Origin of the sequence: Micromonospora sp. WMMD1219 (assembly GCF_049315215.1) — a bacterium.
In the GTDB taxonomy this organism is placed as follows: Bacteria; Actinomycetota; Actinomycetes; order Mycobacteriales; family Micromonosporaceae; genus Micromonospora; species Micromonospora tulbaghiae.
Window position 1 is genome coordinate 623,601 of the sequence record NZ_CP186057.1, and the last position, 16,653, is coordinate 640,253.

The window sequence follows — 16,653 nt, forward strand, 5'->3', positions numbered from 1 at the left end:
CCCATCGGTACCCGATCCGGGCACGACCCAGCCATCCGATCAAGGACAGCAGTGGTCGTACCGGCGCGATACTGTCGGTTCATGGGGGACGCTGGTTCCGTCGCGTCGGTCCGCCGGCAGCGCGCCCGGCAGATCGCCCGCCTCGCGGCGATCGGCACGGGTGCCACGGTGGCGGCCACCGCCGCCACCGGCGGGGTGCTGCTCGGCCAGGCCCGGCAGGCCCGCCGCACCATCCCGATGGCTCAGGCCCCGCCGCCGCGCTGCGACGGCGTCTACGGCGCGAGACTGCCCGGCCCGCCGATCACCATGGTCATCCTGGGCGACTCCTCGGCGGCCGGGTACGGCGTGCACAGGCGCCGGGAGACGCCAGGCTCACTGCTGGCCACCGGGCTGTCCCGCCGCCTGCACCGACCGGTCCGGCTGCACCGGTTCGCCGTGGTCGGCGCGCTGTCGTCCGGGCTGAAGCCCCAGGTCGAGTCCGCCCTGGAGGTCGAGCCGGACGTCGCGGTGATCCTGATCGGCGGCAACGACGTCACCAACCGCTCACCGTTCTCGGTGGCGGTGCGCTATCTGGTCGACGCGGTCCGCACGCTGCGGGCGGCCGGCTGTGAGGTGGTCGTCGGCACCTGTCCCGACCTGGGCACCATCCGGCCGATCCAGCCGCCGCTGCGCTGGCTGGCCCGACGCTGGAGCCGCCAGCTCGCCGCCGCGCAGACGGTGGGCGTGGTCGAGGCCGGCGGCCGTGCCGTCTCGCTCGGCGACATGCTCGGGCCGCGCTTCGCCGCCGACCCCGGGCGGATGTTCGCCTGGGACCGGTTCCACCCCTCCGCCGAGGGGTACGCGATAGCCGCGGCGGCGTTGCTGCCCACCGTGCTGTCCGCGCTGGGCGCCGTCCCGGAACGCAGGCCTGTCCTGCCCGGCGTGGAAGGCGTACGGTCGCTCCCGGAGGCCGCCCACCAGGCGGCCCGGCACGCCGGCACGGAGGTCAGCGGCGCCCAGCTCCGGGGTCGCGACCGCGGGCCGGGCGGGCGGTGGGCGCAGCTTCGCCGGCGGGCCTTCTTCGGCGTCGGCGCGGTGCCCCCGACCGGCAGCGCCGCCGACTCGGCAACGCTGGAGGGAACGGCATGAGCGAGCGCACGGAGCGAAGCGGAGTGCTGTCATGAGCGAGCGCAGCGAGCGAATCGGCCGGCTCAGCGCGAAGGTGCCTCATGGCGGCACGGAGCGAAGCGGAGTGCTGTCATGAGCGAACGGAACGAGGTGACCCGGTGGGGCCGGGCGGCGGCCCTGTCGCTGCTGGCCGGCACGGTGGGCGGCGCGGCGGTCCTCGCCGGCCAGGCCATCGCCGCCCGCACCCGCGAGTACGCCCAGCCCGAGCTGGGTCTGGTGCTGCGCGCGACGGTCGGCCGTGCGGACGCGCCGCCGTTGCGGCTGGTGCTGCTGGGTGACTCGTCGGCGCTCGGCGTGGGCGTCGACCGGTTCGAGGACACCATCGGCGGTCAACTCGCCAACCTGCTCGCCGAGGGGCCGACCGGCCGCCGGGTGCAGTTGTCGAGCGTGGGGGTCTCCGGCTCGCGCGCCACCGACCTGGCCACCCAGGTGGCCCGCGCGCTGCTGGGCGAGCGGCCGGACGTGGCGGTGGTGCTGATCGGGGCGAACGACGCCACCGCGATGTCCCGGCCCGGTGACGCGGCGGCCTATCTCGGCTCGGCGGTACGCCGTCTGCGGGAGGCGCACGCCGAGGTGGTCGTGGGCACGTGTCCGGATCTCGGCGCGGTACGCGCGGTCGCCACGCCGCTGCGTCAGGTGCTCGGCTGGTCCGGGCGGCGGATGGCGCGGGCCCAGACGGCGGCCGTGCTGGACGCCGGCGGCACCGTCGTCGACCTGGGCACCGAGACCGGCCCGGTGTTCCGCGCGGACGCGGGGACGCTCTGCCACGACGGCTTCCACCCGTCGGCCGACGGCTACCGGGTGTGGGCGCACGCCCTGCTCCCCGCGGTCGAGGCGGCGGCGGCCGTCGCGTTCCGGCACCACCGGCAGCCGCCCACGGGGTGACATTTCCCGCCCGCCTCGCGGCTTCCCGGGCATGTTACTCGCGCGTTAACGTTGGCTCATGCCGATTGAGTCGCCCCGCGACGCCGTCATCGTCGCCACCGCCCGGTCCCCCATCGGCCGCGCGTTCAAGGGTTCCCTCCGCGAGGTCCGCCCGGACGACCTCGCCGCCAACATCGTCCAGGCCGCCCTCGACAAGGTCCCGGCGCTCGATCCCACCACCATCGACGACCTCTACCTCGGGTGCGGTCTGCCCGGCGGCGAGCAGGGCTTCAACATGGCCCGGGTGGTCGCCACCCTGATGGGCCTCGACGGCCTGCCCGGCGCCACGCTGACCCGCTACTGCGCGTCCTCGCTCCAGACCACCCGGATGGCGATGCACGCGATCCGGGCCGGTGAGGGAGACGTGTTCATCTCCGCCGGTGTGGAGATGGTGTCCCGGTACGCCCGGGGCAACTCGGACACGCTGCCGCCGGAGGCGCAGGCCCTCGTCGGCGGCGGCTGGGAGAACCCCCGCTTCGCCGAGGCCCGGGAGCGTTCCGCGGCCCGCGCCCAGGGCGGCGCCGAGGTGTGGACCGACCCGCGCGAGGCCGGGCAGTTCCCCGACATCTACCTCGCCATGGGGCAGACCGCGGAGAACCTGGCCCAGGTGTACGACGTGACCCGCGAGGACATGGACGCGTTCGGCGTCCGCAGCCAGAACCTCGCCGAGAAGGCGATCGCGGACGGCTTCTGGGCCCGCGAGATCACCCCGGTCACCACGCCGGACGGCACCGTCGTCAGCACCGACGACGGTCCCCGTGCCGGGGTGACCCTGGAGGCGGTGGCCGGCCTGAAGCCGGTGTTCCGCCCGGACGGCCGGATCACCGCGGGCAACTGCTGCCCGCTCAACGACGGCGCCGCCGCCGTGGTGATCATGAGCGCCGAGCGCGCGTCCGAGCTGGGGCTCACCCCGCTGGCCCGGATCGTCTCCACCGGCGTCACCGGGCTCTCCCCCGAGATCATGGGCCTGGGCCCGGTCGAGGCGTCGAAGCAGGCGCTCAAGCGCGCCGGCATGACCATCGACGACGTCGACCTGGTCGAGATCAACGAGGCGTTCGCCGCCCAGGTGATCCCCTCGTACCGGCAGCTCGGCATCCCGGAGGAGAAGCTGAACGTCGCCGGTGGCGCGATCGCTGTCGGCCACCCGTTCGGCATGACCGGCGCTCGGATCACCGGCACGCTGCTCAACGCGCTGGAGTGGCACGACAAGACCATCGGTCTGGAGACCATGTGCGTCGGTGGCGGCCAGGGCATGGCGATGGTGCTCGAACGACTGAGCTGAGACCGGTTCGCCGGAGCACGGGCCGGGTACGGGAGGCCGCATGGCGACCGTCGTGGAACGTGAGCGCAAGTACTCCGGCGACGAGGGTTTCCGGCTGCCCGACCTGACCGGATGCGGTGGCGTCGTGACCATGTCCGACGCCACCGTCTCGGATCTGGACGCCGTCTACTGGGACACCGACGACCTGCTCCTACTGCGCAGCGGGCACGCGCTGCGCCGCCGTACCGGCGGGCACGACGCGGGCTGGCATCTCAAGGTGGGCGCGGTCGGTGGCGCCCGGGTCGAGCACCAGTTCCCGGCCGGGGCGTCCGACGACGGCCCGCCGCCCGAGCTGGTCGCGCTGATCCGGGCCGCGTCGCGCGGTCGTCCGGTCGCCCCGGCGGCCCGGGTCGTCAACCGCCGCCGGGAACACCGGCTGCTGGACGCGGACGGCCGGGTGCTGGCCGAGGTGGCCGAGGACGACGTCCGGTCCGAGGATCTGGTGGACGGCACCGCGCGGACCTGGCACGAGATCGAGATCGAGCTGGTCGAAGGCGACGAAGGGCTGCTCGACGCGCTCGGCGAGCGGCTGCGCGAGGCCGGCGCCCGCGAGGTGGCGGTCAGCAAGTCGCACCGGGCCGTCGCCGGCCGGATCGAGCGTTTCGACGATCGGGAACCGGACGGCCCGGCGGGCGCGGTCCTGGAGTACGTCCGGGCGCAGCGGGACGCGATCGTCGGCAACCACGCGGCCGCGTACCAGGGGGACGAGGACGCGGTCCACGACATGCGCGTGGCGACCCGCCGGTTGCGGGCGACGTTGCGTACCTTCCGGGGCCTGTGGGACCGCCGGGAGAGCGAGGCGGTCCGGGCCGAGCTGCGCCGCCTCGGCGGCGAGCTGGGCCGGGTCCGCGACACCCAGGTGATGGCCGCCCGGCTCACCGAGGCGGTGCACGAGCTGCCGGACGAGCTGGTGCTCGGCCCGGTGGCGGCGCGGATCGGCGAACGGTTCGCCGCAGACCTGGCCGAGGCGACCACCGCGCTGCGGTCCGCGCTGGACGCCGACCGTTATCCCGCCCTGCTGACCCGCCTGGACCGGCTGGCCGGCGGCCCGCCCGCCGACGTCGGCCGGCGGTGGGTGGACCGCCGGGTCCGCAAGGCGGTACGCCGCGCCGACACCCGGCTGGACCGGGCGCTCGCCACCACCGGGCCGGACGGGGACGCCGCGCTGCACGAGGCACGCAAGAAGCTCAAGGCCGCCCGCTACGCGGTCGAGGTGCGCGAGCCGGCCGCCGGCAAGCGGGCCGGCCGCCTGGTGAAGCGGTTCAAGGCGCTCCAGGATCTGCTCGGCACCCACCAGGACTCGGTGGTCACCCGGGAGGTGCTCCGGCGGCAGGCGCTCCAGGCGTACGCCGACGGCGAGAACACGTTCACCTACGGCCTGCTGCACGCGAGGCAGGCGGAGGCCGCCGGCCACGACCGCCCGGCCGTCCTGCGGGCGCGCGACCGCTCAAGACACCGCAAGGCACGCCGCTGGCTGAACCCCTGACCCGCCCTCTCCCGGCCCCCACCCGGTCGATCATGAAGTTGACGGGGATCGGCGCCCGTTTTGTCGCCGCCAACCTCATGATCAACGGGCCCAGGGCGGGGGTTAGAGGGCGGCGCGGGTTCGGGTCACCGCTTCGGCGGCGGTGGCCAGGATCTGGTCGGGGGGCGCGGCGAGGGTCAGGTCGGCGGTGACCACGCGGAGCTGGTCGGGCAAGGCCAGGTCACTGGGGAGGCGGGGCACCTCGCGGCGCGGCTCACCGGCCACGTCGGCGGCCAGGTTGGCGATCTCCTGGACCAGCTTGTGCACCAGATCGGCGCGGGACACGTTGCCGCCGTCGGCCTTGGCCGACCAGCGCGGCTGCTGCCAGTGCCCGACCTGTCGGACCAGCAGGGTCACCGCCCGGTCCAGTTCCGCTGCGCTCATCGCCGCCGAGTCTACGGCGGCCCCGGGCCCCGGCGCGGCAGGCCGGAACTGTCAGCGGCGCACGTAGCTGAGCAGGCGGAGGATCTGCCAGTACAGGAAGATCAGCCCGACCAGCAGACCGAAGGCGCAGTACCAGGCGTAGCGGCGGGGCAGCCGATTCGCGGCCGACCGCTCGACCAGGTCGAAGTCGAGGATGAAACTGAGCGCGCCCGCGATGATCGCCACCACCGAGAACAGGTACGGCAGCCAGCCCACCCGGTCGCTGAGGCTGTAGACGACCGCCCCCTGCCGCCCGGTGAACAGGTACGCGAACAGGTTGACCAGGCCGATCGCCACGATCCCGACGAGCGTGCCGATGACCAGCCGGGCCAGGCGCGGGGTGGCGCGTACCAGCCGGGCCCGGTAGAGCACCGCCATGCCGAGGAAGACGCCGAACGTGCCGATCACGGCCTGCGCCACGATGCCCGGGTAGACCATCTCGAAGGCGCGGCTGGCCACCCCGAGCAGCAGCCCCTGGAGCACCGCGTACCCGACGATGACCGGCGGGCTGGTGATCTGCTTCAGCGAGATGACGAGCACCAGGGCCAGGCCGGCCAGCGCGCTTCCGGCGAGCGCGGCGGAGATCCACGCGGCCTGCGGCACCACCACCCAGGACACCGCCGCCGTGACGCCGGTGACCAGCAGCAGCCCCACGGTCCGGCTGACCACGTCGGCGACCGTCATCGTGTCGGCGGTGCCGACCCCGAGCACCTGCCGCTCGGCGCGGCCGACGTCGACCAGCCGGTCCAGCACCGGGTTGGCACTGCGCACCGTGACCACCTCCCGCCCACGTACCCGGATCCCACTCTGCCCCGGGCGGCGCGGCGGGGACGGGGAAACGGCGACGCCCGCCGCCGCGGATGCGGCAGGCGGGCGTCGTCGGGGAGGGCGTGATGTCAGTCGTCGCCCTGGAAGTAGCTGAGCAGCCGCAGGATCTCGATGTAGAGCCAGACCAGGCCGACCACGATGCCGAAGGCGGCGGTCCACGAGTAGCGCTGCGGGAGGCCCATCCGGACCCCCTCCTCGATGTCGGCGAAGTTGAGCACGAAGCTCAGCGACGCCACCACGATGCAGACCAGGCTGAAGCCGATCGCGAGCGGGCTGCCGTCACGCAGGTGCGTGTTGACGCCGAACAGCGCCAGCACCAGGTTGACCAGCATCACGCCGAACAGGCCGGCCATGATCGCCACCATGATCCGGGCGAACTTCGGCGTGGCCCGGATGATCCGCGCCTTGTAGATCATCGCCATCAGGAAGAAGACGCCGAACGTGGCCACGACCGCCTGGAGCACGATGCCGTCGTAGAGCGACTCGAACGCCTTGCTGACCATGCCGACGAAGACGCCCTCGATGATCGAGTAGGCCACGACGAGCGCCGGGTTGGCCATCCGCGAGAACGAGATGATCAGACCGAGCACCAGGCCGACCACGGCGGCGCCGATCCACGCCACGCCGACCAGGGAGTCCGGCACGAGCACCCAGGCCGCCGCGGCCGAGGCGCCGAGGATGGCGAGCATGAGGACCGTCTTGACGACCACGTCGTCGAGGGTCATCGGGGTCACGGTGGGCGGGGCCACCGGCTGGCCGTAGCCGCCCGGGTAGGGCTGGGCGTAGGGCTGCTGGGGGTACTGCTGCTGCGGGTACTGCTGGGGGTATCCGGGCTGACCGTACGGCCCGGGCTGGGCGTACCCGGCCGCCCGCTCACGCTCTGCCGCCTGGCCGAGCCGGGCGAGCACCGGGTTCGAGGTCTTCACTTCTCAGGCCTCCCTCAGGGGGTCGATCGCACGTAGACGTGCTACTCCAGGGTAGACGTGGGCGCAAACGCGCGTGCTACCGCCAGCTGTGGGAAAGCTGAGAGTTCACGTGCCCGGGGCGGGGGTCGAACCCGCACGCCTTGCGGCAGCCGCTTTTAAGGCGGCCGTGTCTGCCGTTCCACCACCCGGGCGGGTGACACCGGCGCGTCGACACGCGGCGGTGCAGATCTCACCGTAGCGGCTCGGCCGCGACGCGGCGTACCCCGACGGATGCGGCCGTTATGGTCGAGGCCGTGACCAGCGCCGCCCGCACGACCCGGGCGCCCGACCACGCGCGGGCGGCCCGCCCGGCGGCGGTCACGCGGCGGGTGACGGCCGCCGTCCGGCGGCACCGGGCGGACCTGCTCGTCGGGGTGGCGTTCGTCGCGCTCGCCGGCTGGCTCACCCACGGCCTCTGGCCGGCGCCGGGCACGCGGGTGCTCGCGCTCAACCCGGCGGACCAGACGCTGTACGAGTGGTTCCTGGCGCTGGACGCGCGCGCCCTGCGCGGCGAACTGAGCCTGGTCACCGGCCGGTTGAACGCGCCGGACGGGGTCAACCTGATGGCGAACACGTCGGTCGTGGCGCTCGGCGTGCTGCTCGGCCCGGTCACGCTGGCATTCGGGGCGCCTGTGACGTTCGCCCTGCTCGTCGCCGCGAACACGGCCGGTACGGCGCTCGCCTGGTACCTGCTGTTCACCCGCGTCCTGCGGGCCCGCCGGCTCGCGGCCGCACTCGGTGCGGCGCTGTGCGGCTTCGGGCCGGGCATGGTCTCGCAGAGCAACGGCCACCTGCACATGACCGCGCAGTGGCTGGTCCCGGTGCTGGTGTGGCTCGTGGTCCGGCTGCTGCGCGCCGCCGATCCGGCCGGTCGCCCGGACGGCCCGGACCGCCGCCGGACGGCCACCTCCGCGGCCGGGCTCGCCGCGGTCGTCACCGTGCAGGTCTTCGTCGGCGAGGAGGTGCTGTTCCTCGCCGCGCTCACCCTGGCGGTGACCGCCGTCGCGTACGGGCTGGCCGACCGGGACCTGCTGCGCCGGGCCGGTTCCGGCTTCGCCCGTGGGCTGCTCGCCGCCGCCGGGCTGGCGCTGCCGGTGCTGGCGTACCCGCTGTGGGTGCAGTTCGCCGGCCCGCAGGGCGTCGCCCACGGGATGTTCCCGCCCGCCTACTTCTCCGCCGACCTGATCGCCTGGACCCGCCTCTCCGCGCTGTCGGTGTTCGGCAACCCGGAGGCGGTGCGGCTCACCACCGGCCCGGCCGAGTTCACCACGTTCCTGGGCTGGCCGCTGCTGCTGGTCGCCATGGGCTGCGCGGTCTGGCTGGGCCGGCGCGCCCCGGTGGTGGCGCTCGTGGCCGCCGCGCTGGCCATGGCCGCGCTCGCGCTCGGCCCGGAGGTGGTGGCCGGTGGTGAGCGGACCGGGATCCCCGGCCCGTACGCGCTGCTGGCCGGGCTGCCGGTAGTGGACGGCGCGCTGCCGATGCGTTTCGCGCTGGCGGTGCTGCCGCTCGCCGGCACCGTGCTCACGCTCGCCGTGCACCGGGCGCTCGGCGAACCCGGCCGGGCCCGCCGGGTGGTCCCGTTCGCGGTCGGCGCGGCGCTGCTCAGCATCTTCCCCACCCCGCTGCCCACGATGGACCGGCCGCCGCTGCCCGAGTTCGTCACCGGCGGCCACTGGCGGCAGTGCGTACGCCCCGGTGGGGTGCTGGTGCCGGTGCCCACCGCCACCCCGCAGGATCCCTGGCCGATGCGCTGGGCCACCGCCACCGGTGTCGCCTTCGCCATGCCGGAGGGCTTCTTCATCGGCCCGTACGGCCCGGACGGCTCGGCCACCATGGGCACCTGGCAGCGGCCCACCTCGGCACTGCTCGCCGACGTGGCCCGCCGCGGCGTGGCGCCGGCGGTCGGTGACCGGCAACGCCGCCAGGCCGCCCGGGACGTCGAGTTCTGGCACGCGTCGTGCGTCGCGGTGACCGACGACACGCCGCACGCGGAGATGCTGCGCCGGACCCTGGAGCAGCTCTACGGGCGGCCGGGGGTACGGCTCGCCGACGCCTGGACCTGGCGGTTCTGACCTCGTTCACGGCGAAAGGCCCCTCCCGCGTACGGGAAGGGCCTTTCGTCCGGCTTCGTCAGACGCGCGCGGCGACCGGCGGGGCGGACGCCTCGGCGAACTCCTCGCGCGGGTCGTGCAGCTGGCCCAGCGCGACCACCTCACGCTTGAGGAAGAACGCCAGCGTCCAGTCGACCACCACGCGCACCTTGCGGTTGAACGAGGGGATCCGCGACATGTGGTACGTCCGGTGCATGAACCAGGCCGGCCAGCCGGTCATCTTGATGCCGTAGACCTGCGCCACTCCCTTGTGCAGGCCGAGGCTGGCCACGCTGCCGGCGTGCTTGTGCTTGTAGTCGACCGGCTCGCGCCCGCGGATCACGTTCGCGATGTTGTCGGCCATCCGCGCCGCCTGCCGCACCGCGTGCTGGGCGCTCGGCGAGCAGAAGTTGCCCGGCTCCTTGGTGAGGTCCGGTACGGCGGCGCAGTCGCCGGCGCTCCACGCGCCCTCGACCACCCGGTCGCCGTCCACGATCTGCAGCGTCGGCCGGCAGGTGACCCGGCGACGCTCGTCACGCGGGAAGTCCGTCGCGTCGAGCATCGGCGACGGCTTCACGCCGGCGGTCCAGACGATGGTGTCGGACGGGAAGCTGTCGCCGTCGGAGAGCTTCACCACACCGTCGACGCAGGACTCCAGCCGGGTGTCCAGGCGGATGTCCATGTCCCGCTTCATCAGCTGCTGCACCGTGTAGGCGCCCATGTCCCGGTCGACCTCGGGCAGCACCCGCTGGGTCGCCTCGACGAGCACCCAGCGCATGTCCTCCGGCTTCAGCTCCGGGTAGTAGCGCAGCGCGTCACGGGCCATGTCCTCCATCTCGGCGAGCGCCTCGATGCCGGCGTAGCCACCGCCCACGAAGACGAACGTCAGCGCGCGGCTGCGGACCGCCGGGTCGGTGGTGGAGGCCGCCACGTCGAGCCGGTCCAGCACGTGGTTGCGCAGGAAGATGGCCTCGCCGATGGTCTTGAACCCGATGCCGTTCTCGTGCAGGCCGGGGATCGGCAGGGTGCGGGAGACCGAGCCGGGGGCGACGACCACGTGGTCGTACCGGATCTCCCGGGCCGGGCCACTGATCGGCTGCACCACGGCGGTCATGCGGTCGTGGTCGATCCGGGTGACGGTGCCCGCCACCACGGTGCACTTACGCAACTCCCGCCGCAGCGGCACCACGGCGTGCCGAGGGGAGATGTTGCCCGCCGATGCCTCCGGGAGGAACGGCTGGTACGTCATGTGCGGCTGCGGGTCGACGACGATGACCTCGGCCTCACGCCTGCTCAGCTTCTTGGACAGGCGCAGAGCGGCGTACAGGCCCACGTGACCGGCACCCACGACAAGGATCCGCTTCGGGTTCACGTCATCTATCTTTCCCCGGGTGCTTCGGGTAATCCCGCGCGAGACCCCCTTCTGTGACGGAGCACAACCCGTGTGACCTGCGCAACGTCTCCGGAGCGCCGCGTCACCTGCGCCGGAGCAGCCAGCCCAGCAGCGCGCTGAGCCCCACCGCCACCAGCAGTCCCACGACTGTCGCGGCCTGTGAGCCGTCCGTACCGCCCGCTCCCCCGAGCCACGCCAGCACCACGCCGAGCACGGCACTGGCGAGCACCACGCCACCCGCGCGGCCCAGCCACCGCAGCACCACGTCCGGGTCGATCAGCCCGTCGTAGGGCAGCAGCGCGGCGAGCGCGCACAGCGAGTGCGCCAGGTAGAGCAGCGTCGCCACGGCGAGCAGCCGCCACAGCGCCGGTGGCCGGTCGAAGCCGAGCGTGGCCAGCAGCCAGCCGCCGACGGTCACGAGCGCGGTGAACGTCGGCCAGATCCGGCGCGGCCCGACCGCCGGCAGCACCGCGGCCACCGTCAGGGCCAGCAGCGAGCGCGCGGTCAGGGCCTGCACCGGGTACGCGAGCAGGAAGCCCGCCAGCACGACGAGGAAGATGCCGCCGCGTACGAGCAGCGGCAGCGGGCTGACCCGGGCGGCGGCGTACCGCAGCGCCCGCACCCGCTCCACCAGGGCGTCCGTCACTGGGCTGGCCTTTCGTTCGCGACTGCGGGACTCCGCTTCGCTGCGTTCCTCGCGCTCACCGGGCTGCCTCTTCGTTCGCGACTGCGGGACTCCGCTTCGCTGCGTTCCTCGCGCTCACCGAAGCCCTGCCTTCGGGGCGGTCGCCAGCCGGGCCACGTCGCGCAGCACCTCGTCGAGGCTGCCGGCGCCGGCCCAGCGCACCACCGGCACCCCGTGCTCGCGGAGCTGGCCGATCATCGTGTCCCGGTCCAGCCGCCACAGCCGGTACGCGACCTCGGCCCAGCCCCGTTCCTTCGGCATCGGCAGCTCGGCCGGCAGCGTGTCCACCGCCACCACGAACCGCCCGCCACGGGCCAGCCGGGCCAGCATCTGCGCGGACCGCTCGTCGAGCAGCGGGGTGAGCACCACCACGAGCGCGTCGGAGGAGAGCACCTGCGGGCCGAAGACCTGGTCGTACGGCTCGTGCGGGGACGACTCGGCCTGCACGTCGAGCAGCCACTCCAGGACGGTCAGGTACTGCCGCCGCCCGGTGGCCGGACGCAGCCGGCGCGCGGCCGGCCCGTACTCCAGCATCGACACCCGGTCGCCGCGGTGCAGGTAGTGCTCGGCGATCGCGGCGGCGGCCCGGACCGTGGTGTCCAGCACCGACGCGGTCCCGTTCACGCCACCGGAGCGGCCCGCCTCGGCCAGCACGTCCAGCAGCACCACCACCTCGGCGTCCCGGTCCGAGAGCGTCGCCGCGACGTGCAGTTGACGGGCCCGCAGCGACACCCGCCAGTCGATCCGGCGCAGCCGGTCGCCGGGCGCGAAGACGCGTACGCCGGCCAGCTCGCCGCCCTCGCCCGGCCGCCGCGACCGGTGCGCGCCGACCAGCCCGGCGGCGCGGGGCATCGCCTCGACCGCGTCGAACGGCTCGGTACGCGGATAGACCCGGGCCCGGATCGGCTCGGTGATCACCGCGCGGGAGACCAGCAGCCCGTCGGCGGCGGCGACCCGGACCCCGGCCGGGCCGATCGGGTGCCGCCCCCACCGCAGGGCGGTGCCGGTCAGTTCCAGGTCGACGGCGCTGCCCCGGGGTACGGAGGTGACGAACGGGCGGTCGGCGCCGCCGGAGCGGCTCACGTCCAGCCCGGCGCCGCCGAAGCCGACCTGCTCCACCCGGAGCCAGCGCGACATCCGGGTCCGGACCACCGCCAGGTCGTACCCGATCAGGTCGGGGTTGGCCACCGCGACGGTGGCGGCCAGCGGCGCGCCCTCGACCAGGTGGGTGTCCCCGACACCGAGTTCCAGCTCGGGCAGCGCGGCGGGGCGGCGGCGCAGCGCGTACGCGGTCCCGAGCGCGAACGGTGTGGCGAGCACCACCAGGTCGATGCGGCCGAGCAGGACGGCGGCGACGAGCAGCACGCCGGTGAGCAGCACGGCCCGGCCGAGCGCCCAGGTGGGCGCCCAGCCGCTCGCCGCGTCGGCCCGGTCCATCAGTGTCCGGCGGCGTAGCTGGGCAGCGCGCCGCTGGCGGGTGCGGGCGTCGACTCCAGCACCTCGCCGACCACGAACGACGGGTCGACCCGGCGCAGCCACATCTCCGGCCGCAGCGTGATCCGGTGCGCCAGCGCGGGCGCCGCCACCGCCTTGACGTCCTCCGGAACGACGTAGTCGCGATTGGCGAGCACCGCCCGTACCCGGGACAGCAGCAGCAGCGCCAGCGAGCCGCGCGGGGACGCGCCGACCAGCACCGACGGGTGCTCCCGGGTGGCGGCGGTGAGCGCCACGATGTACCGGCCGACCGAGTCCTCGACCACCACGTCCTCCAGCGCGGCCTGCATGGCGCGCAGCGTGGCGGCGTCCACCACCGGCTTGATCTCCGCCTCCTCGCGGCGGCGGGCGATCCGGCGGCGCAGCACGTCCCACTCCTCGTCGTGGGTGGGGTAGCCGAACGACACCCGCAGCAGGAACCGGTCGAGCTGCGCCTCCGGCAGCGGGTACGTGCCCTCGTACTCGATGGGGTTGGCGGTGGCGAGCACGTGGAACGGCTCGTCCAGCCGGTAGGTCACGCCCTCCACCGAGACCTGCTTCTCCTGCATCGCCTCCAGCAGCGCCGACTGCGTCTTCGGCGGCGTCCGGTTGATCTCGTCGGCGAGCAGCAGGTTGGTGAACACGGGCCCGGCCCGGAAGGCGAAGTCGCCGCTGCTCTGGTCGTAGAGGAACGAGCCGGTCACATCGGCGGGCAGCAGGTCCGGGGTGAACTGGAGCCGCCGGAAGTCCAGCCCGAGCGCCTGCGCGAAGCAGCGCGCGGTGAGCGTCTTGCCGAGACCGGGCAGATCCTCCAGCAGCACGTGACCACCGGCGAGGATGCCGGCCAGCACCAGCTCCAACGCGTCCCGCTTGCCGACCACGACGGTGCCGACCGCCTCCAGGACGGTCCGGGCGAGCCGGCCCACCTCGGCGGGGGCCATGCTCCGGTCCACGTCGTTCATCAGATCTTCTCCAGTTCGGCGACGATCGCCGCGAGGTCGCGCGGCGACGGAGGGCGGCGGACGGGGGTGGCGAGGAACGTCCACAGTGGTTCGCCCAGCAGGGCTCGGGCACGGGCCGGGTCGGACTCACGGGTGACGCCGTGGCGCTGGCGCAGCCGTTCGTCGGCCAGCTCGCCGAGGCGGGGCAGGATGCGCTCGGTGAACCGCTCCCGGTTGCCGGCGCACCAGTCCAGCGGGCGCTCCCAGCCGTTGATCGCGGTGCGCAGCGCGTCCCGGGCGGACCAGTTCCAGGTGCCGGGCTCCTCACCGGCGGGCGCCCGGGCACCGGCGCGGGGCGGCGGCGGGGGCGACAGCGCGGTGGTGACCCGGCGTACGGCGAGCACGGCGAGAACCCCGGCCACGATGATCCAGATCGGCACCTTCAGGCCGACCGCGCGCAGCCCGACCACGATCACCACGACGACGGCGGCGGTGACCGCGGCGGTCCGCAGCAGCGCGCGGGCCCGGCCGCCACCGGACGGACGCTCGGCCTCCCCGGCCGGCTCCTCGCCGAACGAGAGCAGGTCGTCGATGCTGGTGCTCACGACGCCTCCCCCGCAAGGCTGGTCAGCTCGCCGCGCAGCCGCCGCAACGCGGCGCGGGCCTGGTCCCGGGTGCGCTCGTCGACCGGGTGCGTGGCGTACCGGGCCTCCCGGTAGACGTGCGCGAAACCGTCGAGCACGTCGGCGCTGGCGATCGCCGGGATGCCGGCCTCCGGGTCACCCCGCAGCAACCGGGCGACCAGGTCGGTCGGGGTGTCGCCGGTGTGCCGGGGCACGCCCGCGTCCTCGGCGGCCTCCTCCAGGCGTACCCAGCAGGCGATCACAGCGGTCCGCGGATCGGTGGAGCGGTCGTCCAGTTCGACGAGTCCGGCGTCGAGCGCGGCCACCACCTCGCGGGCGGTCCCCTCGGCGGTACGCCTGGTGCGCCGCACCGGCACCGCGCGAGTCGTCCGCCGCAGCGCGCCCCGGAGCACGTTCCACAGGACGTACCCGACGGCGCCCAGCACCGCCGCGAGCAGCAACGCCACGGCGGCGGTGGCCAGCCAGTCGGGCACACCGCCCGACGTGGGTTCACCCACGTCGCGGGGTTCCACCGGGTACGACGGCACCGCCTCGGGCGACGGGTACTCCGGCACGTACGGGATGGTGTCGGCGGCGGGCGGGATCCGGCTGGCCCCGATGGCGGAGTGACCGGCGGTTAACGCGGCGAGCGCGAGCAGCACCGTCACCGCGGCGACCGGCCACCACCTGCGCAGTACGCCGAAATCCATCCCACCGCCCCAGGTGTTCCTCAGTCCACCCCGGCCAGGTCCTTCGCCCGGGTGAACACGTCGTCCAGCATCGCCGGTGTGAGCCGTCCGGTGAACGTGTTCTGCTGGCTGACGTGGTAGCAGCCCAGCAGGTCCGGCACGGACTCGCCGGACCAGTGTGCCCCATGACCGAACGCCGGTCGCGGCGTGGGCGGTCGCTGCCCGTACACCTGGCGTAGCACCGGCCACCACGCGGCCCACGCGAACGCGCCCAGCGCGACCACGACGCGCAGCGTGGGCCGGATCAACTCGACCTCGCGGTGCAGCCACGGCGCGCAGGTGTCCCGCTCGGCCGGGGTGGGTTTGTTGTCCGGCGGCGCGCACCGCACGGCCGCGAAGATGCGGGTGTCGCGCAGCGTCAGGCCGTCGTCCGCGGAGACGCTCGTCGGCTGGTTCGCCAGCCCGGCGCGGTGCAGCGCGGCGAACAGGACGTCACCGGACCGGTCCCCGGTGAAGATCCGTCCGGTGCGATTACCGCCGTGCGCCGCCGGCGCCAGGCCGAGGATCGCGATGCGCGCGTCCTGCGGACCGAGGCCGGGCACCGGCCGTCCCCAGTAGTCCTGGTCGCGGAAGGCCGCCCGCTTGACCCGGGCGACCTCCTCCCGCCACGCCACCAGGCGCGGGCAGGCGAAACAGTCGCTGACCGCGTCGTCGAGGTCGGCCAGGTCGGCCGCCCGCGCGGCGCGGGCGACCACGTCCTGCGGGGTACGCGACTCAGCCAAGCTTCGCCCGGAACAGTTCCAGCGTGCGGGCCCAGGCGGTCGCGGCGGCCCGCTGGTCGAAGTGCTCGGGCCGGTCCTCGTTGAAGAACGCGTGCGCGGTGCCCGGGTAGTCGAACGTCTGGCAGGTGCCACCGGCGGACTCGATGGACCGGCGGACGCTCTGCACCCCGTCGGCGGCGGACAGGCCGTCGGCCTCGGAGCAGTGGATGAGCGCGGCCTTCCCCGCGTAGTCGGCCCAGTCGGTGGCCATGCCCTCCCAGGGCAGGCGCGGGTAGAAGCCGGCGGTGGCCACGATGCGCTCGGAGAACGTGCCCGACCACAGGGCCAGGCTGGCACCCGCGCAGAACCCGGCGCAGCCCACCTTGCCGGTGACCTCGGGCCGGCTCGCCAGGTATTCGGCGGCAGCGGCGATGTCGCTCGCCGCCTCGTCCATCTGGGAGCTGTTGAGCATCAGCCGCGGCTCGGTCGGCTTCACGGCCGGTCCGCCGTGCCGGAAGTCGGGCGCGAGCGCGACGAAGCCGGCCTCCGCGAAGCGGTCGACCACGGCCCGTACGTGGGGTACGAGACCCCACCAGTCCTGGATGACGATGACCGCCGGGCTCGCCGCACCGCCGGAGGGTATCGCGAGATACCCCTCGCTCGTCCCCCCGTTGCCGGTGAAGCTCACCATCTCGCCCATGGGCCCGTCCTCCTTGCGGTCAGTCATCATTGGCTGGTCGCACAGTTGGCTGTTATGTGCCGGTAGCGTGCCACGCGGTCAGCGGCCCGGGGAAGACGGAACAACAGTGGCATTCACCTCCTGTAGACCTCACAGACCAGTGGCG

Annotated in this window: 16 protein-coding genes and 1 tRNA gene; 5 read left to right on the forward strand and 12 right to left on the reverse strand. The window is 74.1% G+C overall.

Features of this window, described 5'->3' with window-relative positions:
- Positions 1-81 precede the first annotated feature (81 nt).
- The 4 genes from ACN27C_RS02910 to ACN27C_RS02925 all read left to right on the forward strand — a co-directional run bounded on the left by ACN27C_RS02910 (position 82) and on the right by ACN27C_RS02925 (position 4,898).
- The gene (locus ACN27C_RS02910; RefSeq protein WP_422750377.1) at positions 82-1,128 is read left to right on the forward strand and encodes an SGNH/GDSL hydrolase family protein; all 1,047 of its coding nucleotides are present in this window, start codon (positions 82-84) and stop codon (positions 1,126-1,128) included.
- A gap of 111 nt (positions 1,129-1,239) precedes the next feature.
- Complete coding sequence (locus tag ACN27C_RS02915; RefSeq protein WP_422750378.1) at positions 1,240-2,052, forward strand: SGNH/GDSL hydrolase family protein; 813 nt, start codon at positions 1,240-1,242, stop codon at positions 2,050-2,052.
- Between the two features lie 58 nt (positions 2,053-2,110).
- Positions 2,111-3,373: an acetyl-CoA C-acetyltransferase gene (locus tag ACN27C_RS02920; protein ID WP_422750379.1), complete on the forward strand. Its 1,263-nt coding sequence runs from the start codon at positions 2,111-2,113 to the stop codon at positions 3,371-3,373.
- 40 nt (positions 3,374-3,413) lie between these two features.
- Complete coding sequence (locus ACN27C_RS02925) at positions 3,414-4,898, forward strand: CHAD domain-containing protein (protein ID WP_422750380.1); 1,485 nt, start codon at positions 3,414-3,416, stop codon at positions 4,896-4,898.
- Between the two features lie 102 nt (positions 4,899-5,000).
- Here ACN27C_RS02925 and ACN27C_RS02930 read toward each other — a convergent pair whose 3' ends face one another.
- From ACN27C_RS02930 to ACN27C_RS02945, 4 genes are all read right to left on the reverse strand, one after another.
- On the reverse strand, positions 5,001-5,321 hold the full coding sequence (locus ACN27C_RS02930) for a hypothetical protein (protein WP_393378304.1): 321 nt from the start codon (positions 5,319-5,321) through the stop codon (positions 5,001-5,003).
- A 51-nt stretch (positions 5,322-5,372) separates the two neighbouring features.
- The gene (locus ACN27C_RS02935) at positions 5,373-6,131 is read right to left on the reverse strand and encodes a Bax inhibitor-1/YccA family protein (protein ID WP_422750381.1); all 759 of its coding nucleotides are present in this window, start codon (positions 6,129-6,131) and stop codon (positions 5,373-5,375) included.
- 125 nt (positions 6,132-6,256) lie between these two features.
- Complete coding sequence (locus ACN27C_RS02940; RefSeq protein ID WP_120571589.1) at positions 6,257-7,114, reverse strand: Bax inhibitor-1/YccA family protein; 858 nt, start codon at positions 7,112-7,114, stop codon at positions 6,257-6,259.
- Between the two features lie 110 nt (positions 7,115-7,224).
- Positions 7,225-7,305 (reverse strand) — tRNA-Leu (locus ACN27C_RS02945).
- A gap of 90 nt (positions 7,306-7,395) precedes the next feature.
- On the opposite strand from ACN27C_RS02945, the gene ACN27C_RS02950 reads away from it, so the two are divergent.
- A complete protein-coding gene (locus ACN27C_RS02950; protein WP_422750382.1) occupies positions 7,396-9,225 on the forward strand; it encodes a hypothetical protein in 1,830 nt (609 codons plus the stop codon).
- A 58-nt stretch (positions 9,226-9,283) separates the two neighbouring features.
- Here the strand turns inward: ACN27C_RS02950 and ACN27C_RS02955 are convergent, their stop codons facing one another.
- The 8 genes from ACN27C_RS02955 to ACN27C_RS02990 form a co-directional block, all read right to left on the reverse strand.
- Positions 9,284-10,615, reverse strand: coding sequence for an NAD(P)/FAD-dependent oxidoreductase (locus ACN27C_RS02955; RefSeq protein WP_047891391.1), 1,332 nt, complete (start codon positions 10,613-10,615; stop codon positions 9,284-9,286).
- A gap of 103 nt (positions 10,616-10,718) precedes the next feature.
- The gene (locus ACN27C_RS02960) at positions 10,719-11,282 is read right to left on the reverse strand and encodes a hypothetical protein (protein ID WP_422750383.1); all 564 of its coding nucleotides are present in this window, start codon (positions 11,280-11,282) and stop codon (positions 10,719-10,721) included.
- A 114-nt stretch (positions 11,283-11,396) separates the two neighbouring features.
- Positions 11,397-12,758 carry a DUF58 domain-containing protein gene (locus ACN27C_RS02965; RefSeq protein ID WP_421499732.1) on the reverse strand — a complete coding sequence of 454 codons (1,362 nt, stop codon included), beginning with the start codon at positions 12,756-12,758 and terminating at the stop codon, positions 11,397-11,399.
- Complete coding sequence (locus ACN27C_RS02970; RefSeq protein WP_422750384.1) at positions 12,758-13,756, reverse strand: AAA family ATPase; 999 nt, start codon at positions 13,754-13,756, stop codon at positions 12,758-12,760. The genes ACN27C_RS02965 and ACN27C_RS02970 overlap by 1 nt, the downstream gene beginning before the upstream one ends.
- Positions 13,756-14,340, reverse strand: a complete 585-nt coding sequence (locus ACN27C_RS02975) for a hypothetical protein (protein ID WP_422750385.1) — start codon at positions 14,338-14,340, stop codon at positions 13,756-13,758. Before ACN27C_RS02975 ends, ACN27C_RS02970 begins: the two co-directional genes overlap by 1 nt.
- Positions 14,337-15,068 carry a DUF4129 domain-containing protein gene (locus ACN27C_RS02980; RefSeq protein WP_422750386.1) on the reverse strand — a complete coding sequence of 244 codons (732 nt, stop codon included), beginning with the start codon at positions 15,066-15,068 and terminating at the stop codon, positions 14,337-14,339. Before ACN27C_RS02980 ends, ACN27C_RS02975 begins: the two co-directional genes overlap by 4 nt.
- Positions 15,069-15,088: 20 nt before the next feature.
- The gene (locus tag ACN27C_RS02985) at positions 15,089-15,802 is read right to left on the reverse strand and encodes a uracil-DNA glycosylase (protein ID WP_422751567.1); all 714 of its coding nucleotides are present in this window, start codon (positions 15,800-15,802) and stop codon (positions 15,089-15,091) included.
- A gap of 19 nt (positions 15,803-15,821) precedes the next feature.
- The gene (locus ACN27C_RS02990; RefSeq protein ID WP_422750387.1) at positions 15,822-16,508 is read right to left on the reverse strand and encodes a dienelactone hydrolase family protein; all 687 of its coding nucleotides are present in this window, start codon (positions 16,506-16,508) and stop codon (positions 15,822-15,824) included.
- Between the last annotated feature and the right edge of the window lie 145 nt (positions 16,509-16,653).

What these genes read in the sequence shown, in the direction of transcription:
- ACN27C_RS02970 (WP_422750384.1), bottom strand. Translation starts at nt 13,756, where the DNA reads ATGAACGACGTGGACCGGAGCATGGCCCCCGCCGAGGTGGGCCGGCTC.
- ACN27C_RS02950 (WP_422750382.1), top strand. Translation starts at nt 7,396, where the DNA reads ATGGTCGAGGCCGTGACCAGCGCCGCCCGCACGACCCGGGCGCCCGAC.
- ACN27C_RS02980 (WP_422750386.1), bottom strand. Translation starts at nt 15,068, where the DNA reads ATGGATTTCGGCGTACTGCGCAGGTGGTGGCCGGTCGCCGCGGTGACG.
- ACN27C_RS02965 (WP_421499732.1), bottom strand. Translation starts at nt 12,758, where the DNA reads ATGGACCGGGCCGACGCGGCGAGCGGCTGGGCGCCCACCTGGGCGCTC.
- ACN27C_RS02915 (WP_422750378.1), top strand. Translation starts at nt 1,240, where the DNA reads ATGAGCGAACGGAACGAGGTGACCCGGTGGGGCCGGGCGGCGGCCCTG.
- ACN27C_RS02920 (WP_422750379.1), top strand. Translation starts at nt 2,111, where the DNA reads ATGCCGATTGAGTCGCCCCGCGACGCCGTCATCGTCGCCACCGCCCGG.
- ACN27C_RS02925 (WP_422750380.1), top strand. Translation starts at nt 3,414, where the DNA reads ATGGCGACCGTCGTGGAACGTGAGCGCAAGTACTCCGGCGACGAGGGT.
- ACN27C_RS02910 (WP_422750377.1), top strand. Translation starts at nt 82, where the DNA reads ATGGGGGACGCTGGTTCCGTCGCGTCGGTCCGCCGGCAGCGCGCCCGG.
- ACN27C_RS02930 (WP_393378304.1), bottom strand. Translation starts at nt 5,321, where the DNA reads ATGAGCGCAGCGGAACTGGACCGGGCGGTGACCCTGCTGGTCCGACAG.
- ACN27C_RS02990 (WP_422750387.1), bottom strand. Translation starts at nt 16,508, where the DNA reads ATGGGCGAGATGGTGAGCTTCACCGGCAACGGGGGGACGAGCGAGGGG.